The sequence below is a fragment of the Ferrovibrio sp. genome, assembly GCF_041906005.1.
Lineage (GTDB): Bacteria > Pseudomonadota > Alphaproteobacteria > Ferrovibrionales > Ferrovibrionaceae > Ferrovibrio.
Map to the genome: position 1 here is coordinate 1,292,522 of NZ_JAYRJY010000001.1, position 24,875 is coordinate 1,317,396.

A 24,875-nucleotide genomic window follows, 5' to 3' on the forward strand; every position below is an offset into this window, starting at 1 on the left:
GGGAGCAATCCGGTCCGAGGATCGCCGTCCGTCCGCGAGTGTCGCGCACGGGCGTCAATTCGTTTTGGGCCAGTGTTATTTGAATCTGTGCTGAAGGATTTTTCAGGGTCGACATGTTCGAATCTCTGAGCGGCAAACTGGGCGAGGTTTTCGAGCGGCTGCGCAAGCGCGGCGCGCTGACGGAATCCGATGTCTCGGACGCCCTGCGCGAAGTGCGCGTGGCGCTGCTGGAGGCCGATGTCGCCCTGCCGGTCGTCAAGAGCTTCATCGACGGCGTGAAGGCCAAGGCCGTCGGCCAGGAAGTGCTGCGCTCGGTGACGCCGGGCCAGATGGTGATCAAGATCGTTCACGATCACCTGGTCGAGATGCTGGGCGGCGCCGGAGAGGGTGAGGACATCAACCTCAATGCCGTGCCGCCGGTGCCGGTGCTGATGGTCGGCCTGCAGGGTTCGGGCAAGACCACCAGCACGGCGAAGATCGCGCTGCGCCTGCAGACCAAGGAACGCAAGAAAGTGCTGATGGCGTCGCTGGACGTCTATCGCCCCGCCGCGCAGGACCAGCTCAAGATTCTGGGCGAGCAGAACAACATTCCCGTTCTGCCCATCGTGGCCGGCCAGATGCCGGTGGACATCGCCAAGCGCGCCCTGCAGGCCGCCAAGCTGGGCGGCTACGACGTGCTGCTGCTGGATACCGCCGGCCGCCTGCATATCGATGAAACCCTGATGCTGGAAGTGGCTGCCGTGCGCGACGCCGTTCAGCCGCACGAGACGCTGCTGGTGGCCGACGCCCTGACCGGCCAGGATGCCGTCAATGTCGCGAAAAGCTTCAACGAGCGCGTCGGCGTCACCGGCATCGTGCTGACCCGCGTGGATGGCGACGGCCGCGGCGGCGCCGCGCTGAGCATGCGCGCCGTGACCGGCAAGCCGATCAAGCTGATCGGCGTGGGCGAAAAGGCCGATGCGCTGGAGACGTTCCACCCCGAGCGTATCGCGCAGCGCATCCTCGGCATGGGCGACATCGTCAGCCTGGTGGAAAAAGCCGCCGAGACCATCGAGAAGGAAGAGGCCGAACGCCTGGCTGCCCGCGTGCAGAAGGGCCAGTTCGACCTGGACGACATGGCCAGCCAGCTCAAGCAGCTGCGCAAGATGGGCGGCATGTCGGGCGTGATGAACCTGCTGCCCGGCGTGGGCAAGATCAAGCAGCAGATGGCCCAGGCCAATGTGGACGAGACCGTGCTGAAGCGTCAGGAAGCCATCATCGGCTCGATGACCAAGGACGAGCGCAAGAACCCGAAGGTGATCCATGCCTCGCGCAAGAAGCGCATCGCGGCGGGCTCGGGCACCTCGGTGCAGGATGTCAACAAGCTGCTGAAGCAGCATATGCAGATGGCCGACATGATGAAGCGCATGTCCAAGCTCGGCCAGAAGGGTTTCATGCGCAGCATGGGCGCGATGCTGCCGGGTATGCCCGGCATGCCGAAGCTTTGAGGCTGCGCTGAATGAGTTTGTTTGTTTTCGAGTTTCTGGATTTCAACGTTTAACTGGAAGGAAGACCATGTCCGTCAAGATCCGCATGACCCGCGGCGGCGCCAAGAAGCGCCCCTACTACCGCATCGTGGTGGCCGACTCGCGCAGCCCGCGCGATGGCCGTTTCATCGAGAAGATCGGTTCCTACGATCCGATGCTGCCCAAGGACCGCGAGCGCGTGCAGCTGGACGTCGAGCGTGTGAAGTACTGGCTGAGCCAGGGCGCCACCCCGTCCGACCGCTGCGCCAGCTTCTTCGCCAAGGCCGGCCTGATGACCTGGACCCACGGCAACAACCCGGAGAAGGGCAAGCCGAAGGCGAAGGCGCAGGAGCGTATCAAGGCTGCCGAGGAAGCCGCCAAGGCGGCCGCCGAGGCCGCTGCTGCCCCGGCCGGCGACGCGCAGTAAGCCGGCGACGCTTGCAGCATGACCGACACGGTCCTGCTCGGTGTCGTCATCGGTGCGCAGGGCATCCGCGGCGAAGTGAAGGTGAAAACCTTCACCGGCGATCCGGAAGCCCTCGGGGATTACGGTCCCCTGCAGGATGTGCGCGGTGAACAGACATTCCGGCTGACCGTGCGGCGACTTGCCAAGGGTGATGTGGTGATTGCGAGTATCAAGGGCATCGACGACCGCAACGCGGCGGAAGCGCTGAAAGGCACCGAGCTGTTCGTGCCGCGCAGCGCCCTGCCGCCGGCCGCAGAAGGCGAGTTCTACTACGCCGATCTGATTGGCCTGACGGCGATCACCACCACCGGCCGCGTTCTGGGCCAGGTGGTGGCGGTGCATAATTACGGCGCCGGCGACATGCTGGAGGTGAAAACCGAAGGCGGGCGTTCGGCGATGGTGCCGTTCACCGACGATGCGGTGCCGGAAGTGGACCTTGCGGAGCGTCGCGTGCTGGTCGAACCGGCCTTCTGGCTGGGCGATCCGGAGACGGATGAAGACCGGAAGGTCGAGGGGTAACGATGGCAACGGCGATGCCGTGGAAAGCGCGGGTGCTGACGCTCTATCCCGCGATGTTCCCCGGCCCGCTGGGGCAAAGCCTGGCCGGACGGGCCCTGGGTGAGGGCCGGTGGTCGCTGACGGTGGTGGACATCCGCGATTTCGCGCGCGATAAACACCGCACCGTCGACGACACCCCCTGCGGGGGCGGGCCCGGCATGGTGATGCGGCCCGACGTGCTGGCAGCGGCGATTGACTCGGTCATGGGGGCCGATGAGACGCTTGCCGGCGCGGAGGGTGTGGCGGCGGAACAGCCGCTGATCTATTTCTCGCCGCGTGGCCGGCGCCTGGACCAGGCGCTGGTGCATGAGGTGAAGGCGGCAGGCGGCGCGACGCTGATCTGCGGCCGGTTCGAGGGGGTGGACGAGCGCCTGCTGCAGGCGCGCCCGATTGTCGAGGTCAGCCTCGGCGATTTCGTCCTCTCGGGCGGCGAGATCGCAGCCTACGCGTTGCTGGACGCGGTGGTGCGGTTGCTGCCCGGGGTGATGGGTGCCGAAGAGTCCGGCACCGAGGAGAGTTTCGCGGACGGTTTGCTGGAATATCCCCAGTATACCCGGCCGCAGGAATGGGAGGGCCGCGCGGTGCCGGAGGTGCTGCTGTCGGGCCACCACGAGAAGATCGCAGCCTGGCGGCGCGAGATGGCGGAGAAGATCACCGCCGAGCGCCGGCCGGATCTGTGGGAGAGTTACCGCCGGCGCAAGCCGGCGGGGAAGAATTGAAACGCGTTTTGGACTTATCGAAGAAGAAAGGCTGAGTGCCATGAACCTGTTGCAGCAGATCGAGAAAGAGCAGTCGGACGCTCTGGTCGCCGCCCGCGCGGTGCCGGATTTCGGCCCCGGCGACACGCTGACCGTGAACGTGAAGGTGGTGGAAGGCGGCCGCGAGCGCGTGCAGGCCTATGAAGGCGTTTGCATCGCCCGCTCCAACCGCGGTGTGAACTCGTCGTTCACCGTGCGCAAGATTTCCTACGGCGAAGGCGTGGAACGCGTGTTCCCGCTGTACAGCCCGCGCATCGAGTCGATCGTGGTGCTGCGCCGCGGCGACGTGCGTCGCGCCAAGCTGTATTACCTGCGCGGCCGGACCGGCAAGGCGGCCCGCATCACCGAGAAGCGCGACACCGCGCCGAAGGCCGACAAGTAAGATACGCCTGAGACGCCGGCCCCGGTTGATTCCAGGCCGCCGGCGTCGCTCGACACGACCAGGCCGCCTGCATCCCCCACCTGTCATTCAGGGCCGGGATGCGGGCGGCTTTTGTCTGTCTGGCTGGCATGGCCGCTCAGCCCATATGGTCGTGCCGGTGATGGATGTCCGGGTAATGCGGGTGGGCGTGCACCAGCGTTCCGTGCCGGTGAGCATGCACATGCGGTTCACCCGGCGGATCATCCGGCGCATGACCGTGCCGGTGATGCTCGTCATGCACATGGGCATGATCGTGTGCGGCCGCTTCATGGCGATGCTCGTGGCTGTGGCGTTCCGCCAGATGCAGATACAAGCCGAGGCCCATCAGAACGCCGGCTGCCAGAAGGCGCCATTCCAGCGGTTCTCCGAGCAGCGCAACGGCCAATGCCGCGCCGATGAAGGGCGCCAGTGAGAAATAGGCCCCGGTGCGCGCAGTGCCCAGATGGCGGAGGCTGAGCATGAACAACACAAGGCTGATGCCGTAGCCGAACAGGCCGATCGCGAGGCTGGCGGCCAGCGGCATTGCCGCCGGCACGGATGCGCCGGACGACAGCGCCAGCCCGAAATTGATGCTGCCGGCGACAAGTCCCTTGATCATGGCGATCTGCAACGGATCGGCCGCCGACAGGCGGCGCGACAGGTTGTTGTCGATGGCCCAGCACAGGCAGGCCGCCGCGATCAGCATAACCCCCGGCCCCGAAGCGCCGACCGGCATCCACCAGGACAGCAGAACTGCGCCGGCGATGATCGCGGCGGCACCGATGCCGATGCGGATATCGACATTCTCGCGGAAGACCAACCAGGCGAGGCCGAGAGTCAGCGCGCTTTCCAGATTCAGCAGCAGGGCCGCTTCGGCACCCGCGCTGTATTGCAGGCCCAGCATCAGCAGCAGCGGACCGGCAACACCGCCGGACAATACAACAGCGGCAAGCCAGCCCAGATCGGCGCGGCGCAACGGCGCCTCGGCCGGTGCCTTGCCGGACCATCGCATGGAAAAACGCAGTACGGCCAATCCGAACCCAGCGCCCAGGTACAGCAGGCCCGCCAGCATCCAGGGACTGATCTGTCCGAGCATGATCTTGGCCAGCGGCGTGCTGGCGCCAAACAGGGCCGCCGCCCCCAGTGCCATGCCGATGGCCGGTGACACCGGAAGCCTCATTCCGCCGCGTCGCGCTCCGCCTGCGCGCGCAGGCGCGGGCCGTTCTGCGCCGCCCATTTGCCCAGGGCATCCAGCACCGGACGCAGCGACTGGCCCAGATCGGTGAGCCAGTATTCCACCTTGGGCGGCACGGCGGCATGCACGCGACGACCAACCAGTCCGGCGGTCTCCAGCGCGCGGAGCTGCTTGGTCAGCTCCTTCTGGGTGATCAGCGGAATGGCGCGCGAGAGTTCGGAGAAGCGCAGCGGCTCGCCTTTCGAACGGGCGAGCGTGAGGATGATCGGCACCGCCCATTTGTTGGCGATCAGGTCGAGCGTGGCGCAAATCATGCGCGCACAGAGCGGCTGGCCGTCTGCGGTGAGCTCGTGGCGGAAATCGAGGGGGTCTTTGGTATCCATTTGGCAAGTATAGAGCCTGGAGGTGCCTACTTGCAAATCGATACTGCGTTGGATTAAGCCTCTGGTCCGGCGTTTCGTGCCGATACAAGGAGGATCAAGTCCCGATGGCCAAGCTCGATTTCTATTTTTCGCCGGGCGCCTGCTCGCTGGCGACCCACATTTGCCTGGAAGAGGCCGGCGCGGCCTTCACGCCGAAGCCCACCTATACCCGCAAGGGCCAGACCCGCACGCCGGAATACCTGGCGCTGAATCCCAAGGGCAAGGTGCCGATGCTGGGCATCGACGGCCACATGCTGACCGAGAACACCGCCATCATCACCTACCTGAACCGCAGCTATCCAAATGCCAAGCTGCTGCCCGCTGGCGATGCGCTGAAGGAAGCCGAGGCGCTGGCCTTCATCGCCTGGTGCGCCTCGGGCGTGCATCCGGTGATGAGCCGCTTTTTCGGCCCGCAGAATTTCTGCGATCTGCCCGAAAGCGCCGACAACGTGAAGTCGCTGGCCGCCAAGGCCACCGCCGGCAATTTCGCCCTGATCGAGAAGACGCTGGGGACTAAGGACTGGGTGTTCGGCGAGTGGTCGGCGGCCGATGCCTATATCTTCGTGTTCTTCAACTGGGCCTCGAAACTGGGCCTCGATCTGGCGCCGTATCCCAACTACGCCAAGCATGCCGAGCGCATGAAGCAGCGCCCCGCCGTGCAGCGCGCGCTGGCCCGCGAGGCCGACGCGCTGGCTGCGATGGACAAGGCCGCGTAATCGGGCCGCGTAATCGGGCCGCGTAACCCATTTGTGAGCGTCACAGAAGCAGGGCGGCGTTTAGACTTGCGCCGCCCTGCCTTCACCAAAAAAGCAAAGGACACTTCCCATGACTGCCATTGAGAAATTCGCCCCGCTGCTGGGCCGCATCCTGATCGCGCTGCTGTTCATCCCCGCCGGCATTTCCAAGATCGGCGGCTTCCAGGGCACTGTGGGCTATATCGCCTCCAAGGGCATCCCGCTGCCGCAGGTGGCAGCTGCCGGCACCATCGTCGTCGAGATCGCCGTGGCCGCCGCTTTGCTGGTGGGCTTCAAGGCCCGCTATGCCGCCCTGGTGCTGGCCCTCTTCACCCTGGCGGCAGCCGTGATCTTCCACAATTACTGGGCCGTGCCGGCCGAACAGGTGATGATGCAGCAGATCAACTTCTTCAAGAACCTCGCCATCGTCGGCGGCCTGTTGTTCGTCGCCGCCTTTGGCGCCGGTCCGCTCAGCCTCGACAGCCGCGGCAAGTAAACGCTCAGCCGGCGCGGATCGCGGCGGCAATCTCGCGCAGGCCGCGGTTCAGCACCGGATCGCTGATCCGCGATTGAAGGGTAATGGCGGTTGCCGGCAATGCCGGCAGCCGCTGTTTTTTTGTCAGTTCCACCATGTCTGGCTGCTGGGCGCGACGGCCGAGGGCCGCGATCCCGAGGCCAGCCGAGACGGCGGCGGCCAGAGCCGCGACACCGCCGCCGGTGAAGGTTTCAGTCCACGCTATACCTGCATCGTCCAGAGCCCGGATGGCCGCGGCGCGCACGCCGCAGGGCGGCGCCAGTGCCACCAGGGGCAGCGGCTGTCCCTGCTGCCATTCGAAATCCGGCGCCGCGAACCAGCCCAGCCGGTCCCGCAGCAGGGTTTCCGCGCCGCGTGGCAGGCGGCCCGTCACCTGCAGCAGGACGGCGGCATCAATCCGGCCGCGTTCGTAGGCATCGACGATTTCGCGCGACAGGCCGATGCGGATTTCCAGCCGCAGGCCCGGCTGGCGGGCACGCACGCGTGCCAGAAGCGCCGGCAGGCCCGCCCCGATCGACTGGTCGCTGATGCCGAGCACGAGTGGCCGCGTGGGTTTTGCCTCCAGCGCCGCCAACGCGGTGTCGTGAGCCGCCAGCACCTGCCGCGCTTCGGCAACCAGCGTTGCCCCGGCCGGGGTCAGTTGCACCAGCCGCGGCGTGCGCTCGAGCAGCCGGCGGCCGAGCCTGTCTTCCAGCCGCTTCAATCGCAGGCTGACCGCCGCCTGGCTGGTGGCCAGCGCCTCGGCGGCGCGCGTGAAGCTGGCATAGTCGGCAACAAGCACCAGGGCGCGCAGGGCATCGATGTCGAGGGCAGGTTTCATCATATATTTCCGTTATTATTGATATAATAATAAATAAGCTTTTGTAATGATCAAGCGGGCCCTACCCTGCTCTCCACGGCCGCCAGGGCCGTACCGGACCAGCAGGACAGACCAGGGAGCCCGCCATGCCGATCATCCAGGTGAAGTACAGCACGCCGAATCCACGCGGCGGCCTCGTCCCCGCCATTGCCACGACCGTCAGCCGCCTGTCCGCGCAGCATCTGCGCAAGGATCCGAAGGTCACGGCCGTCACCGTCGAGGCGGTGGCAGCGGAAACCTGGTTCTGCGGCGGCGACAGCCTGGCCGAACTCGGGCTGGCGAGTTTTTTCCTCGACATCAAGATCGTGCAGGGCACCAACACCAAGGATGAGATGGCCGCCTTCATCGCCGGGGTCTATGCGGCGATGGGCGAATTGCTGGGCGCCCTGCATTCGGAAAGCTATGTGAATGTCGACAACGTTGACGGCTATGGCTACGGCTTCGGCGGCCTGACCCAGGAACGCCGCTATGTTGCCGGCAAGCTGGGCGTGGCGGCGTGATGGGCGGGAGGATGTGATGCCTGTCTCGCCTCAATCGCTGCGCGACTGGGTCGCCTTTGCGCAAGCGGGCAAGACCCCGGTCCTGCCGCCGTCCTCCGACTTGATGCCAGGCCGGGCGCGCGTTCCAAGGATACTCCGCGATGCCATCGCGCAATGGCGGATTTACAGGGGCGTTCCCTTCGCCGACACGTCCTGCACCAGCCAGTCGCGCATGGCCTTGATGCGTGGCGCATCGGCCATGTGCTCGAGACAGACGAACCAGTAGGCGTTGGTGAGCGGCAGGGTCTTGTCGAACAGTTTCACCAGCCGGCCGGCCGCCACTTCCTCGGCCACCAGTTCGGGATCCATCACCGCGATGCCCATGCCCTGCACGGCGGCCTGGATCGCGTAGGAGCGCGTCTCGAACATCTGGCCGATATTCACGTCGATGCGGGTCTCGCCCACCGAGTTGAGCCAGATGCGCCAGTCATCGCGCCGGTTCTGCGAATGCAGCAGCTTCTGGTCCTTCAGGTCGGCCGGCTTTTTGATTGCGCCTGCGAATTTCGGATGCGCCACCGGCACCAGGGATTCCGAGAACAGCCGCGTGCAGGACAGGCCGGGCCAGTCGCCGTCGCCATGGCGGATGGCGCAGTCGATGCCCTCGCGCTCCAGGTCGGCGGGTTTCAGCGACGTGGTGATGCGCACCTCGATATCGGGATACTGCTCCTGGAAACGCGGCAGGCGCGGGATGAACCAGCGCATGGCGAAGGTGGACAGCATCGACACCGTGAGCGTGCCCTCGCCGCGCCGCGCCTCCAGCTTGGAGAGCGCCGAGGCCAGGTGGTCGAAGCCTTCCTGCACGTCTGGTAAAATTAACTGCCCCTCGGTCGACAGAACCAGACCCTTGCGGGTGCGGTGGAACAGCGGCACACCCAGCAGTTCCTCGAGCTGGCGGATCTGGTGGGAAATCGCCGACAGCGTGACCGAGAGTTCCTCGGCGGCGGCGGTGAAATTCAGGTGCCGTCCGGCGGCCTCGAAGGCTTTCAGGGCGTTGAGGGGCAGCAGGCGGCGGCTGGGCAGGTGGGCCATGGGAATTTCTTTTAAGCCGGAGGCGAATTTAAATCCACCGGCCCGGGCATAATCGCCACTGGACGGACGGGGGCCGGTCGGGTTGAATTCCCCGGCCATTTTTGGCCCCGAAACGCCCTGTACTCGCAATAAAAATACGCAAGAGAACGGACCAGCCGCCATGACCGCGCCCCGCACCCTGTATGACAAGATCTGGGACAGCCACCTCGTCGACATCGATTCCGAGGGCAACGGCCTGCTCTATATCGACCTGCACCTGGTGCATGAAGTGACGTCTCCTCAAGCTTTTGCCGGCCTGAAGGCCGCCGGTCGCAAGGTGCGCCGCCCTGACCGCACCGTGGCGGTGCCCGACCACAACGTGCCGACCACGCCCGACCGCGCCCAGTTCGTGTTCGAGGACGAGGAGGCCAAGATCCAGGTCGAGACGCTGGACCGCAACGCCCGCGAATTCGGCGTCAACTATTACCCGATGAACGACATCAACCAGGGCATCGTGCATATCGTGGGCCCTGAACAGGGCTACACCCAGCCGGGCATGACCATCGTGTGCGGCGACAGCCACACCTCCACCCATGGCGCCTTCGGCAGCCTGGCCTTTGGCATCGGCACCTCGGAAGTCGAGCATGTGCTGGCGACCCAGACCCTGCCGCAGCGCAAGGCCAAGAACATGAAGATCAACATCGATGGCCAGCTTGGCCCCGGTGTGACGGCCAAGGACATCATCCTCGCCATCATTGGTAAAATTGGTACCGCCGGCGGCACCGGCTATGTGATGGAATATACCGGCAGCGCCATCCGCGGGCTTTCCATGGAAGGCCGCATGACGGTGTGCAACATGTCGATCGAGGCGGGTGCCCGCGCCGGGCTGATCGCGCCCGACGAGAAGACGTTTGAGTATGTGAAGGGCAAGCCCCATGCCCCCAAGGGCGCCGCTTTTGAACAGGCGCTGGCCTGGTGGAAGACGCTGCCCAGCGATCCGGGCGCGCATTACGACACGGTGGTGGAACTGAAGGCCGAGGATATCGCGCCGCATATCACCTGGGGCACCAGCCCGCAGGACGTGGCGCCGATCACCGGCGTGGTGCCCAATCCGAATGATGTGAAGGACGAGCAGAAGCGCGCCGCCCTGGAACGCGCACTGAACTACATGGGGCTGAAGGCCGGCGAGAAGCTGGATACCGTGCCGATCCAGCGCGTCTTCATCGGTTCCTGCACCAATGGCCGCATCGAGGATCTGCGCGCCGCCGCCGCCGTGGCCAAGGGCCGCAAGGTGGCCGCCGGCGTGCAGGCGATGGTGGTGCCGGGCTCAGGCCTGGTGAAACACCAAGCCGAGGAAGAGGGCCTGGACAAGATCTTCCTCGCCGCCGGCTTCGAATGGCGCGAGCCGGGCTGCTCGATGTGCCTGGCGATGAATGCCGACAAGCTGAAACCCGAGGAACGCTGCGCCTCCACCTCGAACCGCAATTTCGAAGGCCGGCAGGGCGCGCGCGGCCGCACCCATCTGATGAGCCCGGCGATGGCGGCCGCCGCCGCGATTGCCGGCAAGCTGGCCGACGTGCGCAAGATCGCCTGAGCACGGCCAGAGAGAGCCCTGGGAGAGACAGACATGGACAAGTTCACCACACTGACGGCCGTGGCCGCCCCGCTGCCGATGATCAATGTCGATACCGACATGATCATCCCCAAGCAGTTCCTGAAGACGGTGGAGCGCACCGGCCTGGCGAAAGGCCTGTTCTTCGAACTGCGCGAGACGCCGGACGGCAAGCCGGTGCCGGATTTCTTCATGAACCAGGCGCAATACAAGGGCGCGCAGATCCTGGTGGCCGGCGACAATTTCGGCTGCGGCTCGTCGCGCGAGCATGCGCCCTGGGCCCTGCTGGATTACGGCATCCGCTGCGTGATCGCGCCCAGCTTCGCCGACATCTTCTACAACAACTGCTTCCAGAACGGCATCCTGCCGATCAAGCTGCCGCAGGCCGATGTGGACAAGCTGATGGACGATGCCAAGCGCGGCCAGAATGCCCGCGTCACCGTCGATCTGGAAAAGCAGGAGATCAAGGGCCCGGATGGCGGCACCATCAAGTTCGAGATCGACGCCCACAAGAAGCACTGCCTGCTGAACGGCCTGGACAATATCGGGCTGACGCTGGAGAAGAAGTCGAAGATCGACGCCTTCGAAAGCAAGCAGCATGGCACCCAGCCCTGGCTCTATACCCAGCCGGGGCGGTAAGCACACCACAACCAAAACCGTCATGCCCGGCCTTGTGCCGGGCATCCACGTCTTAAAACAGAATTCGTGGATGGCCGGGCCAAGCCCGAGCATGACGACGAAGAAAGATCGAGAGAAGGAAACAACACAATGGCTTCCAACCGTACCATGTTGATGCTGCCCGGCGACGGGATCGGGCCCGAGGTGATGGGCGAAGTGCGCCGGGTGATCGAATGGATGGACAAGCGCCGGCATGTTTCCTTCGACGTGAAGGAAGACCTGGTGGGCGGCGCCGCCTATGACAAGCACGGCACGCCGCTGGCCGACAAGACCATGCAGGACGCACTGGATTGCGGCGTGGTGCTGCTGGGTGCCGTGGGCGGCCCGAAATGGGACAACCTGTCCTTCGACAAGAAGCCCGAGCGCGGCCTGCTGCGCCTGCGCAAGGAAATGGACCTGTTCGCCAACCTGCGCCCGGCGAAATGCTTCGACGCGCTGGTGGAAGCCAGCAGCCTGAAACCGGAACTGGTGCGTGGGCTGGACATCATGATCGTGCGCGAACTGACCGGCGGCGTCTATTTCGGCCAGCCGCGCGGCATCGAGACCCTGCCCAACGGCGAGCGCCGCGGCGTCAACACCCAGGTCTACACCACCAGCGAAATCCGCCGCGTGGCCGCCGTGGCTTTCGAGCTGGCGCAGAAGCGCGGCAACAAGGTCACCTCGCTGGAAAAAGCCAACGTGATGGAATCCGGCGTGCTGTGGCGCGAGGAAGTCACCAAGCTGCACCAGGAGAAGTACAAGGACGTGCAGCTGGAGCACATGTATGCCGATAACGGCGCCATGCAGCTGGTGCGCAACCCGAAGCAGTTCGACGTGATGGTGACCGACAACCTGTTCGGCGACATCCTCTCGGACGAGGCCGCGATGCTGACCGGTTCGCTCGGCATGCTGCCATCGGCCTCGATCGGCGCCGCCGATCCGGCCACCGGCCGCCGCATGGCGCTGTTCGAGCCGGTGCATGGCTCGGCGCCCGACATCGCAGGCAAGGGCGTGGCCAATCCGCTCGCCACAATCCAGAGCTTCTCGATGGCCCTGCGTTATGCCTACGACCTGGGCAACGATGCCGACCTGATCGACAAGGCGGCCGAGAACGTGCTCAAGAGCGGCGTGCGCACCGCCGACCTGGGCGGCGGTTCCGCCAAGGTCGGCACCACCGGCATGGGCGATGCCCTGCTCAAGGAACTCGACAAGCTGGCGGCATAAGAAAAAGAGAAATCGTCATGCTCGGGCCCAGGAGACTCACCTTGGCCGAGCATCCACGTCTTAATTAAAAAACTCGTGGACCCTCGGGCCAAGCCCGAGGGTGACGCTTGTGATTGGAGGCCGGGACTTATCCCGGCCTTTTTCATGACAGCCCCTTGCCATCGTCGCGCGATGGCGCAACTCTTGCCGCCGTTACCGGGAGGGCAAGACCATGATGACGCTGATCGGCCGCAACCTGTCGCCCTATACGCGCCGCGTGGCGATTGCCATGACCATGCTGGACGTGCCGCATGCACGCGAATATCTCTCGGTGACCGCCGACCCCGAGCGCGGACTGGAAATCAACCCGGTCGGCCGCGTGCCGGCGTTGCAGCTGGAAGACGGCGACACGCTGATCGAATCCAGTGCGATCCTCGACTACCTGATGGACCTTGTCGGTCCGGCGAAAAGCCTGATCCCACCCCATGGCAAAGCGCGGCGCGACTGCCTGCAGTTGATGGCGATTGCCAGCGGCGTGCTGGATAAATCGGTGAATGCGATCTACGAGGCGCGTCGTCGTCCGGCGGAGAAAATCCATGAGCCCTGGCGGCAGCACCTGCTGCGTCAGGCCACCGGCGGCCTGAATGCCCTGGAGCAGCGGCCGCAGAATCCCTGGCTGCAGGGTGAACGCCTGACCATGGCCGACATCACCACGGCTGTGACGGTGACCTTCCTGCAGGCCATGCTGCCCGAAGTGATCGGCAGCGGCCTGTATCCGAAGCTGCACGACCTGACCGCCCGCGCCGAAGCCCTGCCCGCCTTCCAGGCACACAAACTGGAAACGCCGTGAGCCTCTCGCTCTATCTCGCCGCCGCCCTTGCCGGCGCAGCCTACACCCTCACCCCCGGGCCGGCCTTCCTGGCCCTGCTGGGCATCGGCGCGGGGCAGGGCCGCGTGGCGGGCCTGAAATTCCTGGCAGGCCACTTCGCCGGCGACATCGTCTGGGCGGCGCTGGCGCTGACTGCCATCATCGGCTCGGCCAGCCTCGGCACGCTGGTTTTCGATATCCTGGGCTTCGTCTGCGGCGCCTACCTGCTGCTGCTCGGCTGGCGCGCCGTGACGGTGCAGCGTCGTGACGACGGGAACTTAAGCACCGAAGTGACGCAGCCGCTGCGGCGCGGACTCGCCTTCGGCATCACCAATCCAAAAAGCTATGCCGTGGCGATCGCCATGTTCACGGCCTTGCTGGCGGCCCATGCCGGCGCGCTGACCTGGGCCAGCCTGCCGCCCCTGCTGCTGGCGGCCTGCGCCGGTTTCGTGATCGGCGACGCGATCCTGGTCTGGGTGATCGGCGCCGCGCCGGTGCGCAGACTCTATCGCCGGCATGAGCTGTGGGTGACGCGAGTCTCCGGCGTGATCTTCCTGGGCTTCGGCCTGCAGGCCCTGTGGCAGTCGACGCCGGGGCTGCTGCGGCGGGTGTGATTCCCTAGCCCGTCATGCCCGGCCCTGTGCCGGGCATCCACGTCTTACTAAAAAAACTCGTGGATGCTCGGGTCAAGCCCGAGCATGACAAAGACGGAAAGTTATGCCCGCCTTAACGCCTCGCGCACCAGCGGCAGGCGGTCGTTGCCGAAGAACATCTCCCCGTTCACGAACAGCGTGGGCGAGCCGAAGCCGCCGCGGGCGATCAGCTCGTCGGTATTCTTCTTCAGTTGTTCCTTCACGCCGGGCTCGGCGATCGCCTTTGCGAGCGAGGCCGGATCAAGAGACGCACGCCGCGCTGCTTCCGCCACCACGTCGTCCTGGCTGATATCCCTGTCTTCGCTCCAGTAGAGTTCGAAGAAGGCCTGGGCCAGCGGCACTTCCCGGCCCTGCTCCTTCGCCCAGAGCAGCGCACGCAGGGCTTTCACCGGATTGACCGGAAAGACTTTCGGCGGAAACACGATCTTCACGCCGGCCAGCCGCGCCCAGGCCTGCATGTCCCTGCGGGTCCACTCGTCGCGCGCCGGCACCGGATTCTCGCGCATGCGATACATGGTGGGATTCACCGTGTTGAATACGCCGCCGACCAGGAACGGCCGCCAGAGGATCTCGGCGCCCTCTTCCTTCGCCAGCGTCTGCACGTTGACGAAGCACAGATACGTCCAGGGCGAGGAGACGTCGTAGAAGACCTCGATCTGCTTGCTCATGACGCTTATCCTTTATGCGGCACGAGGATGAAGCCGGCGCGCGGAAAATGCACCTGCACATCGCCGGTTTCCTCAGACGCCCGGCGAATGGTGATGCTCTGGGCATCCAGCGCCACCAGTTGCCCCACCACCGGATCACGGCCGGTATCGTCGGGCGTGACGCTGACGGTGTCGTTCAGGCTCAGGCCCAGCACATTGGGCGCCACGCCGCCGGGCATCGCCATCGGCTGGGCCTGCGCGGCGATGGTCAAAGCCTCCTTGCCGTCCATTTCGGTATATGTGCCATGGCCGAAACCCTTCATGCGGTCGGCCCAGGCATTGAGTTTGGCGTAATCGGCCACGGCGTCGGACTTGGCGCGGTCGCGCACGAACCACACGCCATGATAGACGGCGAGATCGGCCAGGCTGGGCGCATCGCCAAACAGGAAGGCGCGGCCGTCGCTCAGCGCCTCTTCCACCCAACCGAGATGGGCACGCAAAGGCCCGTGCATCACGGCCGACTGACGCTTGAGTTTCGTGCGGTCGATGGGCCGGCCGGAGAATTTGGCGCGATCTTCCAGGAAGGCGTCGGGCATCTGCTCGCCCATGATGCCAAACGCAATGGCGACGCAGGCGGAAAAAAGCTGGTGATCGGCCCAGTAGGCGACGCCCTCGGCCAGGCCTTTCGACAGGCCGGGGAACAGCGTCGGCTGGAGATGGCGACGCTCGATCTCGCGCAGAATGATCTGCGTGTCGCAGAAGATGTCGGCGCCGATCTGCATCACCGGCGTCTTGCGGTAGCCGCCGGTGAGCGGCGTGAGGTCGGGCTTGGGCATCATCGGCGGGATCTTCACCGAGCGCCAGGCAAGCTGTTTGATGCCGAAGGCGACGCGCACTTTTTCCGAAAACGGCGAGGTGCCGTAATGATGCAGGATCGGGCCCGACATTGTTTTCCTCCCAGGCTATGCCGGGAAGATTAAGGGCATTGCCGCAGCGTCAGGCAAGCGCGGCATTCAGCCGGGCGCGCATTTCCCGTATCTGCCGCGTGAACACCGCCGGGTCATTGAGTGCGCGGCTTAAAGTCAGCGCACCCTGGATGCCGGCCACGGTGGTTTCGGCCAGCGCACCGGCATCCGGCGCGCCGCCTTTTTCCAGCGCCGCCGCCAGCGCATCGATCCAGCGGATGAAATAATCCTGCACACGGGACGCGAAACGGTCGCGCGTGGCATCCAGCGCGAAGGCGCCGACCAGGCAGATGCGCCGGCCGGAGCGGAAATAGGCGTCCACGGCATCGAACATGGCCGTTATCGCTGCGCGCGGATCGGCTGAACCCCGCAGAAGCGCGTAGACCTGCGTCTCGAACCAGCCATCGATATGGGCCAGCACCTCTTCACCCATCTGGTCCTTGCCGCCAGGGAAGTGGTTATACAGGCTGCCCTTGCCCAGACCCGTGGCCTCGGTGATCGTGCTTAAACTCGCGCCGGCGAAGCCGTGTTCGCGGAACACCTCGGCGATGCGGGCGACGGCGTCTTCACGGCTGAGCAGGGCGGCGGGCATGGCAGTCACCTATTATCGTCATGACCGGCCTTGTGCCGGGCATCCACGTCTTACTAAAAAACGTCTTACTAAAAAAACTCGTGGATGGCCGGGTCGAGCCCGGCCATGACGGTTCTTTTTCACATCCCCAGCTCACTGAGCCCCGGATGATCGTCCGGCCGGCGACCGAGAGGCCAGTGGAATTTCCGGTCCGCCTCCGCGATCCGTACGTCGTTGATGCTGGCCTCGCGGCGTTCCATCAGGCCGTTCGCATCGAACTGCCATTGTTCGTTGCCATGGCTGCGATACCACTGGCCGCTGTCGTCATGCCATTCATAGGCAAAGCGCACGGCGATGCGGTTATCGGTGAAGGCCCAGACCTCCTTGATCAGGCGATAGTCCATCTCGCGCTGCCATTTGCGGGTCAGCAGCGCCTCGATCTCGGCCCGGCCGCAGATGAATTCCGCCCGGTTCCGCCAGAGGCTGTCCGGCGTATAGGCCAGCGCCACCCGGGCCGGATCCCGGCTGTTCCAGGCATCCTCGGCCATGCGGGCCTTACTAGCGGCGGTTTCGGCTGTGAACGGCGGCAGGGGTGGGCGGGACTGGGTGGGCTGAGTCTGGACAGGCTGGGTCATGAGGGGGCTCCATTGTTTGTACCTATCGGTACAATACGGCTGCCCAGGTGTCAACCGCGACAATTTCCCGCTTGATAACCGGAAAAACCGGGCCTAGGTTCCGCCTCGCCTGCCGGGCACGGCCTGCCGGGCGCCAACATTGTCCTCGTGTATCACCGTCCGCCGGGTGTCGATCTGCCGGACCAGAGAAAGAAGGTACGTCATGGCCTATAAGGTCGCTGTCGTCGGCGCCACCGGTGTGGTGGGCCGCGAAATGCTCAACATCCTGCACGAACGCAACTTCCCGGTCTCGGAAGTGGTGCCGCTCGCCTCCCGCCGCTCCGTCGGCAAGGACGCCCATTTCGGCAACCAGAAGATCAAGGTGAAGGCGCTCGATGATTATGACTTCCGCGGCGTCGACATCGCGCTGTTTTCGGCTGGCGGCGCCACCTCGAAGGAATGGGCGCCGCGTGTGGCGGCCGCCGGCGCGGTGGTGATCGACAATTCCAGCCAGTGGCGCATGGATCCCGACGTGCCGCTGATCGTGCCGGAAGTGAATGCCGACGCCATTGCCGGCTATCGCAAGAAGGGCATCATCGCCAATCCGAACTGCTCGACCGCGCAGTTGGTCGTGGCCCTGAAGCCTTTGCATGACCGCGCCACGATCCGGCGCGTGGTGGTTTCGACCTATCAGTCGGTATCGGGCGCCGGCAACGACGGCGTGACCGAGCTGGAGCGCCAGACCAAGGCGATCCTGGTCAACGACCCGGTCGAGAAGCAGAAGTTCCCCAAGCAGATCGCCTTCAACGTCATTCCTCATATCGACGTCTTCATGGACGACGGTTTCACCAAGGAGGAATGGAAGATGACGGCCGAGACCAAGAAGATTCTCGACCCGAAGATCAAGCTGACCGCCACCTGCGTGCGCGTGCCGGTCTTCATCGGCCATTCCGAAGCCGTGAACATCGAGTTCGAGCAGCCGATCTCGGCCGAGGAAGCGCGCGAGATCCTGAGCGTTGCCCCGGGCGTGCAGGTGCTGGACCGGCGCGAACCGGGCGGCTACATCACGCCGCTGGAATGCGCGGGTGACTACAACACCTTCGTGTCGCGCATCCGCGAGGATTTCACCGTCGAGAACGGCCTGGCGATGTGGGTGGTCTCGGACAACCTGCGCAAGGGCGCGGCGCTGAATGCCGTGCAGATCGCCGAGGAACTGGCGGCCAACCATCTCAAGAAGCAGGCGGCGTAAAACGACCTGCGACGCAAGCAGCGCACATCGAAGGGCCGCTGGATCAGCGGCCCTTTTTTTGTTTACCAGCGCAGCAGCCGGCTGCCGATCAGAGCGCCCAAAACGGTGAGCATGGTGATCGCGATGCTGTACCATACGGCCACGAAAAGCGGGCTGTCGTCAGGGCAATGCGCGGCATAGAAGCTGGCCGCGATGCCGCCAGCAATCAGCCCGGCCACGGCGCCGGCCCGCATGGGATGCGCCGGCGCACCCTGACGCAGGGCCAGCAGCAGGAGGCCCAGCGGCGCCAGCCCGATCAGCGGCACGTAAGTCAGGCAGAGGCGGGCATTCTCGCCCACCATGGCTTCGCGCCAGGAACTGGACGGCAGGGCGGCGAGTTCCAGCGCGACGCCCAGCGCCAGCAGGCCGGGACTGAGCAGAATCGCGATACGCCAGATGCCCAGGGCCGCACCGGGCCGCACCAGCCGCAGCACCAGGCCAATGGCCGGCACGGCGAGGCTGAGCGTGACGACGAACTTGAACACGAAGCGCAGCTGACCCAGCGACTGCACGGCATCGTCACGCGGGCCAAGCAATATCCAGAAAGCGGTTGCCGCTGCCGCGACCGCCAGACCAAGCAGAAGCGCGAACCGCGATTGCAGCGAGGGGGCCGGCGCCGCATCGGCGGCGATGGCGCGGATCAGGTCGTCGGTTTTCATTCCGGCCTCTCCCTCAGTTTCATCGCCAGCGCGGCCAGCCCGCGATGCAGGGCCACGCGCACCGCGCCTTCACTCATCAGCAGCCGGGCGGCCGCATCCCGGATCGAGACACCCTCGACGGCAATCGCCTGCACCACCTGGCGCTGGCCCGCGCTCAGGCCATCCAGATGACGCGCCACATCGCGCGTCAGGCTGTCGTCGGCTTCCGGCGGTGCGGCCAGCACATCGCTGAGATCGTCGATATCGACTTCCCTGCCGCGACGGCCGCGACGGCGCAGGGCATCCACCAGCTTGTTGCGGGCGATGGCACGAATCCACGGCCCGATCGGCTGGTCAGGCTGCCAGGTCTGCCGTTTCAGATGGATCGCCAGCAGGGTCTCCTGCACCACATCCTCCGCGTCATTCGCCGGCATGCCGGCCCGTACCAGACCGCGCCGCGCCGCAGCGCGCAGCACAGGAGCCAGCACGGCCAGCAATTCGGCATAAGCGGCGCGGTCGCCCGCGAGGCCGGCCCGCATCAGGGCCGCCCATTCGGCGTCTCGCTCGCTCACTGTCCGTCCATTCTCTGCATAAGGTATTCGCTACACGGGGCTAGCCTGTTACGGCCGGCGGCGAAAATTTCCGCCGCTACACAAAACCGTGAGCAGCGTAACACAACGCGGGTTGGCTGCGAATGATCGGGTAAGGGCGGCAGCAGGCCGCAGCCGCCCGTTTCGCAACCCGCGGCCGATCACTGAAGGAAACACCCATGCTCGCGAAGACCCATCTGACCGCCGCCATCCTGGCCGGCTCGCTCGCCACCGCCATCGGCCTGATCTCCATGGATGCGCCGGCGCAGGGCGCCGACAAGGAAAAATGCTACGGCGTCTCGCTGGCCGGCAAGAATGACTGCGCCGCCGGCCCCGGCACCACCTGCGCCGGCACCTCGAAAGTGGATTACCAGGGCAATGCCTTCAAACTGGTGCCGAAGGGCACCTGCGTCACCATGAAGACCCCGAAGGGCATGGGCTCGCTGGAACCGATGAAGGGCTGAACGAGAACCAGCCTCGTCGCTGACACATAGCCCCAAGCGGGGCGCCGCCCGTTACCCCCCGGCGCCCCGATCTTCTTTCCGGAACCTCTCCATGCTGCCCATTTCCGCCGGCACCGGCTTCAAGCCCGAACATTTCGCTGCCATGCGCGAAAGCGAGGCGCATTTCGGTTTCATCGAGGTGCATGCCGAGAATTACCTGGGCGATGGCGGCCTGCCGCATGCGATGCTGGCGGACCTGCGCCGCGACCATGCCCTGTCGCTGCATGGCGTGGGCCTGTCCATCGGTGGCGAAGCCGCGCTGGACAAGGACCACCTGCGCCGGCTGCGCGCCCTGTGCGACCGCTATGCGCCGCAGAGTTTTTCCGAACATCTGGCCTGGTCGAGCCATGGCGGCGTGTATCTGAACGACCTGCTGCCCCTGCCCTACACGGAAACCACGCTGGCCCGCGTGATCGGACATGTGGACCAGACGCAGCAGATCCTGGGCCGGCGCATCCTGCTGGAGAATCCGGCAACCTATGTAAGCTTTGGCGCCAGCACGATTCCGGAAACCGAATTCCTGGCCGCGATCGCGCGGCAAACCGGCTGCGGCCTGCTGCTGGACGTGAACAACGTGTTCGTCGCCTGCCGCAACCGCGGCGAAAACCCCGAGGACTACCTGCGGCGCTTTCCGCAGCGATATGTGGGCGAAATCCATCTGGCCGGCCACGATGCCACCACCGACGATCACGGCGCACCGCTGTGGATCGACCATCACGGCGCAACGGTGGCCGATGCGGTATGGGCATTATACGAAACCGCGCTGCATCTGTGCGACCCGCAGCCGACCCTGATCGAATGGGATAACGAAGTGCCCGACTGGCCGGTGCTGGCGCGTGAAGCGGCCAAAGTGCAGTCGGCGCTCGATGCGCTGCGGCAGGCGGCCTGACCATGCAGCCCGCTTTTGCCGCCGCCTTGCTGAATCCGAGCCTGCCACCGCCCGTCGGGCTGGCAGCACCGAGCGACATCACGCAGCGGTTCAATGTCCACCGCAACAACGTGGTGTTCGGCCTGGTGCGCGCGTTGGCTGCCGGTTTTCCCGCCACCGAACGCATCGTCGGCGCGGAATTCTTTGCCGCCATGGCGCGCGCATATGTGCTGGCCCAGCCGCCGCATTCGCCCGTGCTGCTGCATTACGGCGACAGCATGCCCGATTTCATCGCGGCTTTCGCACCGGCCGCCGAACTGCCTTACCTGGCCGACGTGGCGCGGCTGGAGGCGATGCGCAACCGCGCCCATCACGCCGCCGATGCAGACAACCTGCCGCCGGCCATGCTGGCCCGGCTCGATCCCGCCAGCCTGCAGCACATGCATGTGAGCCTGCATCCGTCCTGCGCATTGCTGCGTTCGGAACATCCCGCCGCCACCATCTGGGCGATGAATAGCGATGCCCTCCCATTGACGGAGATCGCCGCGTGGGCTCCAGAGGATGCACTGGTGCTGCGGGTCGGCCGCGGCCTCACGCAGCGCGTGGATATCCGCCGCCTGCCGCCGGGTGCCGCCGCCTTCCTCGATGGCCTGCGCAACGACCAGCCGCTGGGCGATGCCGCGCTGTCGGCTTTTGCCGAAGCGCCGGATTTCGACTTCCCGGTTGCCCTGGCCGCCCTGTTCACCGATGGCCTGATCACCGCCATCCGCATGCCCTGAGACATTCCAAAGAGAGAGACCGTTTATGCCCGCAGCCGACGCGATCCGGCAGATCATTGCCGGCCTTGACCGTATCCCCTACAGCCTGATCGCTTTCGGCGCGCGGCTGTTTCCCGCCGCGATCTTCTGGCAATCGGGCCAGAGCAAGCTGGACGGCTGGCGGGTTTCCGACAACGCCGTGTTCCTGTTCCGCGAGGAATACAAACTGCCGCTGATCGACCCGGTGCTGGCGGCGCATCTGGCAGCCCTGGGCGAACACCTTCTGCCGGTACTGCTGGTGCTGGGCCTGGCCAGCCGTTTCTCGGCCCTGGGCCTGTTGGGCATGACGATGGTGATCCAGATTTTCGTCTATCCCGATGCCTGGCCGACCCATGGCGTCTGGGCGATCTGCCTGCTGATCGTTGCCGCGCGCGGACCGGGGAAATTCGCGCTGGATGCGCTGTTTCCACGCGGCTGACGCATGCGAACCACATCGCGCGCACGCAGCAATTGCAGAACCATGCCGCATCATGCGTAATAGCCATGCATGCGCGACTTCGAGCTGCCCGATGATTCGCATCCGCTGATCCGCCGGGCTCATGAATACTGGCTGAACATTCATCCACCCGGCGGCGGCCTGCCCGGGCGTTCGCGGCTGGACCCGACCGCCGTACCCAACCTGCTGCCGCATGTCTGGCTGGTGGATGTGCAGCGCGAGCCTCTGCGTTTCCGCTATCGCCTGCTGGGCACCGCGATCCGCCGTGTCACGGAATCGGGGACAACCGTGGTCGGCCGCTGGATCGACGAGATCGATCCAGCCTTCGCGCCAGGCCATCCGCGCTTTGCCGCCTTTGCCGATGTGGCCGAAAGCGGCCTGCCGGGTTATCGCAAGGGCACGCCGGTTTTTCCGCCCGGCCTGGAGCATCTGACCATCGAACGCATTTTCCTGCCGATGGCCGCCGATGGACAACATGTCGACATGCTGTTCTGCCTGTCGCTGTTCCTGACCCGGAACGGGCAGGTGCTGAAAGGCAGCATATGACCGCCGATTTCGTCCTGCCCGACAGCGCGCATCGCGTGATGCAGGATGGCCTGGCCTATTGGCGCGCGGCGCATCCCGGTGGCGGCCTGCTGCCGGGCCGGCAGCATATCGATCCGCTGAACATGCCCAGGCTGCTGCCCTATGCCTGGCTGCTGGAGGTGCATCCGCCGGCCGAGGATATCGCCATTCCACGCTTTCGGTTCCGCCTGGTGGGCAGTCATGTCGATCTGGGTTTTGGCGGGCCGAAGACCGGCCGCTGGCTGCACGAGATGGAGCCGGACTTCGTCAGCAATGTTGCGATGCATGCCAGCTTCATCGCCGCCACGGAAGGCCGGCCCAGCCATCGCCGCGGCAAGCCGCGTTTCGGCATGAATGCCGAGGCCGCGGAACTGGAGCGGATGATGCTGCCGCTGGCCGGGAATGGCCGCGATGTCGACATGCTGCTGGGCTTCACCGTCTTTTATGACGGCAACGGCGCCGAGTTGCTGCCGAGACTGTGAGGCGTCGCGCGGTCAGCGCACCCGTTCGATATCGGGCAGGTGTGGCGGCGCGATCAGGTCGTCCTGCGACGCTTCCAGGCGCATCTCGGGCGCCTTGTGCTCCAGCGCGTCGCGCAGCAATGCATAGGTGCCCGCCATGGCGAACAGCATGGCCTTCTTCGGCGTGCGCCCCTTCAGCAGGCGGGCCAGGAACAGCGAGGCGAACAGGTCGCCAGCGCCCTTGGGCAGGCCATGGCCCAGATCGGGCACACCGCAAAGCCAGGCACCGTCACGGTTGACCAGTAGGGCTTCCAGCATGCCGCGGCCACCATCGCGGCGTTTCAGGGTGGTGGCGATCACCGTCTGCGGGCCTTTCGCGCGCAACGCATCGCAGGCGGCCAGCGCGGCGGGCAGATCCTCGATCTTCGAACCGGTCAGGTATTCCAGCTCGAAACCGTTCGGCGTGGCGATATCGGCATGGCGCAGCAGATGGTCGCGAATGAAAGGCGGCAGGCTGTCCTGCACATACAGGCCGCTGTCGCTGTCACCCATTACCGGATCGCAGAGGAAAATCGCTTTCGGATTGGCCGCCTTCACCGCCAGCGCGGCACGCAGGGCTGCCTCGGCCGTGCGCGGATTGCCCAGCCAGCCCAGCAGCACCGCATCGATCTGGCGCCATTCCGGCCGCGTCTGCAACGCGGCGATCCAGGCATCCAGCTCGGCCGGTTCGGTCGGCCGATGCGCCGGCGGCCCGTAGGACGGATTGAAGGCCAGCAGCCCGGTCGGCACGGCCCACACCTCAAGCCCCTGGCGCTGCAGCGGGAAGACGCCGGCATTGTTGCCGACATGGCCGAAAATCACCTGGCTCTGGATGCTCAGAACACGCATGGGCGGGTCGTTCCTGTGCGAATTGCGCCCCGGATTTCAAGGACGCAGGGGAAAGCCTGCCGGGAAACTTGCCATGCCCCCGGCCACGATTATAGTGGCGCCAACAATCTTTTTCGCAGTGCAGCATAATCATAAAGCAGAGAGGAATCCGCATGTCCGCCGCATCCGTCCGCCCCCGCCGCAGCGTGCTGTACATGCCGGGCTCGAATGCCCGCGCGCTGGACAAGGCCAAGACGCTGCCGGCCGACGCCCTCATCCTCGACCTGGAAGATGCCGTGGCGCCGGAGCAGAAGGCACTGGCTCGCGAGCAGGTTTGCGCGGCCGTCACCGGCGGCGGCTATGGCGGGCGCGAGCTGATCATCCGCACCAACGGGCTCGATACCCCCTGGGGCAAGGACGACCTGATCGCCGCGGCCAAGGCCGGCCCGGATGCCGTGCTGCTGCCCAAGGTGGAAAGCGCGGCCCAGGTGCAGGCTGCCGAGGCATTGCTGACCGCCAACGGCGCGCCGGCCAGGACCGCGATCTGGTGTATGATGGAAACGCCCAAGGGCATCCTGCATGCCGAGGAGATCGCAAGCGCCTCGAAGCGGCTGGCCGTGTTCGTGATGGGCACCTCCGATCTGGTGAAAGACCTGAACGCGCAGCACACGCCGCTGCGCCTGCCGGTGATCACGTCACTGGGCCTGTGCCTGCTGGCGGCGCGGGCTTACAACTTAAGCATCCTCGACGGCGTGTATCTCGACCTCGACGACGAGGCCGGCTTCGAGGCCGCCTGCAGACAGGGCCTGGAGCTGGGCTTTGACGGCAAGACACTGATCCATCCCAAGACCATCGATGCCGCCAACCGCGTGTTCGCCCCCAGCGAGGCCGACGTGGCGCGCGCGCACAAGATCATCGCCGCGTTCGAGCAGGCATCGAAGGAAGGCAAGGCCGTGGTGCTGGTGGATGGCAAGCTGGTGGAAAACCTGCATGTCGAGCAGGCGAAGAAGCTGGCAGCCCTGGCCGATGCCATCGCGAAACTGCAGCAGGCGGCGTAAAAATTCATCGTCACC

The 24,875-nt window shown here is 65.5% G+C and carries 32 protein-coding genes; 21 read left to right on the forward strand and 11 right to left on the reverse strand.

The window, feature by feature from the left end; translation table 11 throughout:
* Nucleotides 1-113 precede the first annotated feature (113 nt).
* The 5 genes from ffh to rplS all read left to right on the forward strand — a co-directional run bounded on the left by ffh (nt 114) and on the right by rplS (nt 3,669).
* Nucleotides 114-1,487 (forward strand): signal recognition particle protein, encoded by a 1,374-nt coding sequence (ffh, locus tag ACE3OO_RS06110; RefSeq protein WP_374300819.1) that lies wholly within the window; start codon nt 114-116, stop codon nt 1,485-1,487.
* 67 nt (nt 1,488-1,554) lie between these two features.
* Nucleotides 1,555-1,932, forward strand: coding sequence for a 30S ribosomal protein S16 (gene rpsP, locus ACE3OO_RS06115; RefSeq protein ID WP_300295478.1), 378 nt, complete (start codon nt 1,555-1,557; stop codon nt 1,930-1,932).
* Nucleotides 1,933-1,950: 18 nt separating this feature from the next.
* On the forward strand, nt 1,951-2,490 hold the full coding sequence (rimM, locus tag ACE3OO_RS06120; protein ID WP_374300822.1) for a ribosome maturation factor RimM: 540 nt from the start codon (nt 1,951-1,953) through the stop codon (nt 2,488-2,490).
* A 14-nt stretch (nt 2,491-2,504) separates the two neighbouring features.
* Nucleotides 2,505-3,248, forward strand: coding sequence for a tRNA (guanosine(37)-N1)-methyltransferase TrmD (gene trmD / locus ACE3OO_RS06125; protein WP_374300824.1), 744 nt, complete (start codon nt 2,505-2,507; stop codon nt 3,246-3,248).
* A gap of 40 nt (nt 3,249-3,288) precedes the next feature.
* Nucleotides 3,289-3,669 carry a 50S ribosomal protein L19 gene (gene rplS / locus ACE3OO_RS06130; protein ID WP_374300827.1) on the forward strand — a complete coding sequence of 127 codons (381 nt, stop codon included), beginning with the start codon at nt 3,289-3,291 and terminating at the stop codon, nt 3,667-3,669.
* Nucleotides 3,670-3,805: 136 nt separating this feature from the next.
* Here the strand turns inward: rplS and ACE3OO_RS06135 are convergent, their stop codons facing one another.
* Both ACE3OO_RS06135 and ACE3OO_RS06140 read right to left on the reverse strand, forming a co-directional pair.
* A complete protein-coding gene (locus ACE3OO_RS06135) occupies nt 3,806-4,867 on the reverse strand; it encodes a DMT family transporter (protein ID WP_374300829.1) in 1,062 nt (353 codons plus the stop codon).
* Nucleotides 4,864-5,265: a winged helix-turn-helix transcriptional regulator gene (locus ACE3OO_RS06140; protein WP_374300831.1), complete on the reverse strand. Its 402-nt coding sequence runs from the start codon at nt 5,263-5,265 to the stop codon at nt 4,864-4,866. The genes ACE3OO_RS06135 and ACE3OO_RS06140 overlap by 4 nt, the downstream gene beginning before the upstream one ends.
* A 104-nt stretch (nt 5,266-5,369) precedes the next feature.
* On the opposite strand from ACE3OO_RS06140, the gene ACE3OO_RS06145 reads away from it, so the two are divergent.
* Together ACE3OO_RS06145 and ACE3OO_RS06150 are read left to right on the forward strand one after the other, a co-directional pair.
* Nucleotides 5,370-6,020 carry a glutathione S-transferase family protein gene (locus ACE3OO_RS06145; protein WP_374300833.1) on the forward strand — a complete coding sequence of 217 codons (651 nt, stop codon included), beginning with the start codon at nt 5,370-5,372 and terminating at the stop codon, nt 6,018-6,020.
* Between the two features lie 109 nt (nt 6,021-6,129).
* Nucleotides 6,130-6,534 (forward strand): DoxX family protein, encoded by a 405-nt coding sequence (locus ACE3OO_RS06150; RefSeq protein ID WP_374300835.1) that lies wholly within the window; start codon nt 6,130-6,132, stop codon nt 6,532-6,534.
* A gap of 4 nt (nt 6,535-6,538) precedes the next feature.
* On the opposite strand, the gene ACE3OO_RS06155 is transcribed toward ACE3OO_RS06150, so the two are convergent.
* Nucleotides 6,539-7,396, reverse strand: coding sequence for a LysR family transcriptional regulator (locus ACE3OO_RS06155; protein ID WP_374300838.1), 858 nt, complete (start codon nt 7,394-7,396; stop codon nt 6,539-6,541).
* A gap of 122 nt (nt 7,397-7,518) precedes the next feature.
* On the opposite strand from ACE3OO_RS06155, the gene ACE3OO_RS06160 reads away from it, so the two are divergent.
* Complete coding sequence (locus ACE3OO_RS06160; protein WP_374300840.1) at nt 7,519-7,932, forward strand: 4-oxalocrotonate tautomerase family protein; 414 nt, start codon at nt 7,519-7,521, stop codon at nt 7,930-7,932.
* Between the two features lie 162 nt (nt 7,933-8,094).
* Here ACE3OO_RS06160 and gcvA read toward each other — a convergent pair whose 3' ends face one another.
* Nucleotides 8,095-9,000 (reverse strand): transcriptional regulator GcvA, encoded by a 906-nt coding sequence (gcvA, locus tag ACE3OO_RS06165; protein WP_374300842.1) that lies wholly within the window; start codon nt 8,998-9,000, stop codon nt 8,095-8,097.
* Nucleotides 9,001-9,160: 160 nt separating this feature from the next.
* On the opposite strand from gcvA, the gene leuC reads away from it, so the two are divergent.
* The 5 genes from leuC (at nt 9,161) to ACE3OO_RS06190 (ending at nt 13,933) form a co-directional block, all read left to right on the forward strand.
* Complete coding sequence (gene leuC / locus ACE3OO_RS06170; protein WP_374300844.1) at nt 9,161-10,573, forward strand: 3-isopropylmalate dehydratase large subunit; 1,413 nt, start codon at nt 9,161-9,163, stop codon at nt 10,571-10,573.
* Nucleotides 10,574-10,606: 33 nt separating this feature from the next.
* Complete coding sequence (leuD, locus tag ACE3OO_RS06175; protein WP_374300846.1) at nt 10,607-11,230, forward strand: 3-isopropylmalate dehydratase small subunit; 624 nt, start codon at nt 10,607-10,609, stop codon at nt 11,228-11,230.
* 129 nt (nt 11,231-11,359) lie between these two features.
* Nucleotides 11,360-12,472, forward strand: a complete 1,113-nt coding sequence (leuB, locus tag ACE3OO_RS06180) for a 3-isopropylmalate dehydrogenase (RefSeq protein WP_374300849.1) — start codon at nt 11,360-11,362, stop codon at nt 12,470-12,472.
* A 211-nt stretch (nt 12,473-12,683) separates the two neighbouring features.
* Nucleotides 12,684-13,301 (forward strand): glutathione S-transferase family protein, encoded by a 618-nt coding sequence (locus ACE3OO_RS06185; RefSeq protein ID WP_374300851.1) that lies wholly within the window; start codon nt 12,684-12,686, stop codon nt 13,299-13,301.
* Nucleotides 13,298-13,933, forward strand: a complete 636-nt coding sequence (locus tag ACE3OO_RS06190) for a LysE family translocator (RefSeq protein WP_374300854.1) — start codon at nt 13,298-13,300, stop codon at nt 13,931-13,933. Before ACE3OO_RS06185 ends, ACE3OO_RS06190 begins: the two co-directional genes overlap by 4 nt.
* 101 nt (nt 13,934-14,034) lie before the next feature.
* On the opposite strand, the gene ACE3OO_RS06195 is transcribed toward ACE3OO_RS06190, so the two are convergent.
* From ACE3OO_RS06195 to ACE3OO_RS06210, 4 genes are all read right to left on the reverse strand, one after another.
* Nucleotides 14,035-14,640, reverse strand: a complete 606-nt coding sequence (locus ACE3OO_RS06195) for a 2-hydroxychromene-2-carboxylate isomerase (protein WP_374300856.1) — start codon at nt 14,638-14,640, stop codon at nt 14,035-14,037.
* A gap of 5 nt (nt 14,641-14,645) precedes the next feature.
* Nucleotides 14,646-15,566, reverse strand: a complete 921-nt coding sequence (locus ACE3OO_RS06200) for a glutathione S-transferase family protein (RefSeq protein WP_374300858.1) — start codon at nt 15,564-15,566, stop codon at nt 14,646-14,648.
* Nucleotides 15,567-15,615: 49 nt separating this feature from the next.
* Nucleotides 15,616-16,176: a TetR/AcrR family transcriptional regulator gene (locus ACE3OO_RS06205; RefSeq protein WP_374300861.1), complete on the reverse strand. Its 561-nt coding sequence runs from the start codon at nt 16,174-16,176 to the stop codon at nt 15,616-15,618.
* A gap of 119 nt (nt 16,177-16,295) precedes the next feature.
* Nucleotides 16,296-16,790: a DUF1348 family protein gene (locus ACE3OO_RS06210; RefSeq protein ID WP_374300863.1), complete on the reverse strand. Its 495-nt coding sequence runs from the start codon at nt 16,788-16,790 to the stop codon at nt 16,296-16,298.
* A gap of 202 nt (nt 16,791-16,992) precedes the next feature.
* Between ACE3OO_RS06210 and ACE3OO_RS06215 the strand changes: the two genes are divergently transcribed.
* Nucleotides 16,993-18,018 (forward strand): aspartate-semialdehyde dehydrogenase, encoded by a 1,026-nt coding sequence (locus ACE3OO_RS06215; protein ID WP_374300865.1) that lies wholly within the window; start codon nt 16,993-16,995, stop codon nt 18,016-18,018.
* A gap of 62 nt (nt 18,019-18,080) precedes the next feature.
* Here the strand turns inward: ACE3OO_RS06215 and ACE3OO_RS06220 are convergent, their stop codons facing one another.
* Both ACE3OO_RS06220 and ACE3OO_RS06225 read right to left on the reverse strand, forming a co-directional pair.
* Nucleotides 18,081-18,716 (reverse strand): NrsF family protein, encoded by a 636-nt coding sequence (locus ACE3OO_RS06220; RefSeq protein ID WP_374300868.1) that lies wholly within the window; start codon nt 18,714-18,716, stop codon nt 18,081-18,083.
* A complete protein-coding gene (locus ACE3OO_RS06225; RefSeq protein WP_374300870.1) occupies nt 18,713-19,267 on the reverse strand; it encodes a sigma-70 family RNA polymerase sigma factor in 555 nt (184 codons plus the stop codon). Before ACE3OO_RS06225 ends, ACE3OO_RS06220 begins: the two co-directional genes overlap by 4 nt.
* A gap of 197 nt (nt 19,268-19,464) precedes the next feature.
* On the opposite strand from ACE3OO_RS06225, the gene ACE3OO_RS06230 reads away from it, so the two are divergent.
* From ACE3OO_RS06230 to ACE3OO_RS06255, 6 genes are all read left to right on the forward strand, one after another.
* Entirely contained in the window at nt 19,465-19,749 is a 285-nt protein-coding gene (locus tag ACE3OO_RS06230; RefSeq protein WP_374300872.1) for a DUF2282 domain-containing protein, read from the forward strand.
* 91 nt (nt 19,750-19,840) lie between these two features.
* On the forward strand, nt 19,841-20,677 hold the full coding sequence (locus ACE3OO_RS06235) for a DUF692 domain-containing protein (protein ID WP_374300874.1): 837 nt from the start codon (nt 19,841-19,843) through the stop codon (nt 20,675-20,677).
* Nucleotides 20,678-20,679: 2 nt separating this feature from the next.
* The gene (locus tag ACE3OO_RS06240) at nt 20,680-21,435 is read left to right on the forward strand and encodes a putative DNA-binding domain-containing protein (protein WP_374300876.1); all 756 of its coding nucleotides are present in this window, start codon (nt 20,680-20,682) and stop codon (nt 21,433-21,435) included.
* 25 nt (nt 21,436-21,460) lie between these two features.
* Nucleotides 21,461-21,892: a DoxX family protein gene (locus ACE3OO_RS06245; RefSeq protein WP_374300878.1), complete on the forward strand. Its 432-nt coding sequence runs from the start codon at nt 21,461-21,463 to the stop codon at nt 21,890-21,892.
* Nucleotides 21,893-21,961: 69 nt separating this feature from the next.
* A complete protein-coding gene (locus ACE3OO_RS06250) occupies nt 21,962-22,456 on the forward strand; it encodes a PAS domain-containing protein (RefSeq protein WP_374300881.1) in 495 nt (164 codons plus the stop codon).
* On the forward strand, nt 22,453-22,956 hold the full coding sequence (locus tag ACE3OO_RS06255) for a PAS domain-containing protein (protein WP_374300883.1): 504 nt from the start codon (nt 22,453-22,455) through the stop codon (nt 22,954-22,956). The genes ACE3OO_RS06250 and ACE3OO_RS06255 overlap by 4 nt, the downstream gene beginning before the upstream one ends.
* Nucleotides 22,957-22,968: 12 nt before the next feature.
* Here ACE3OO_RS06255 and pdxY read toward each other — a convergent pair whose 3' ends face one another.
* On the reverse strand, nt 22,969-23,823 hold the full coding sequence (pdxY, locus tag ACE3OO_RS06260; protein ID WP_374300884.1) for a pyridoxal kinase: 855 nt from the start codon (nt 23,821-23,823) through the stop codon (nt 22,969-22,971).
* Nucleotides 23,824-23,975: 152 nt separating this feature from the next.
* Between pdxY and ACE3OO_RS06265 the strand changes: the two genes are divergently transcribed.
* Nucleotides 23,976-24,860, forward strand: coding sequence for a CoA ester lyase (locus ACE3OO_RS06265; protein ID WP_374300886.1), 885 nt, complete (start codon nt 23,976-23,978; stop codon nt 24,858-24,860).
* Nucleotides 24,861-24,875 lie beyond the last annotated feature (15 nt).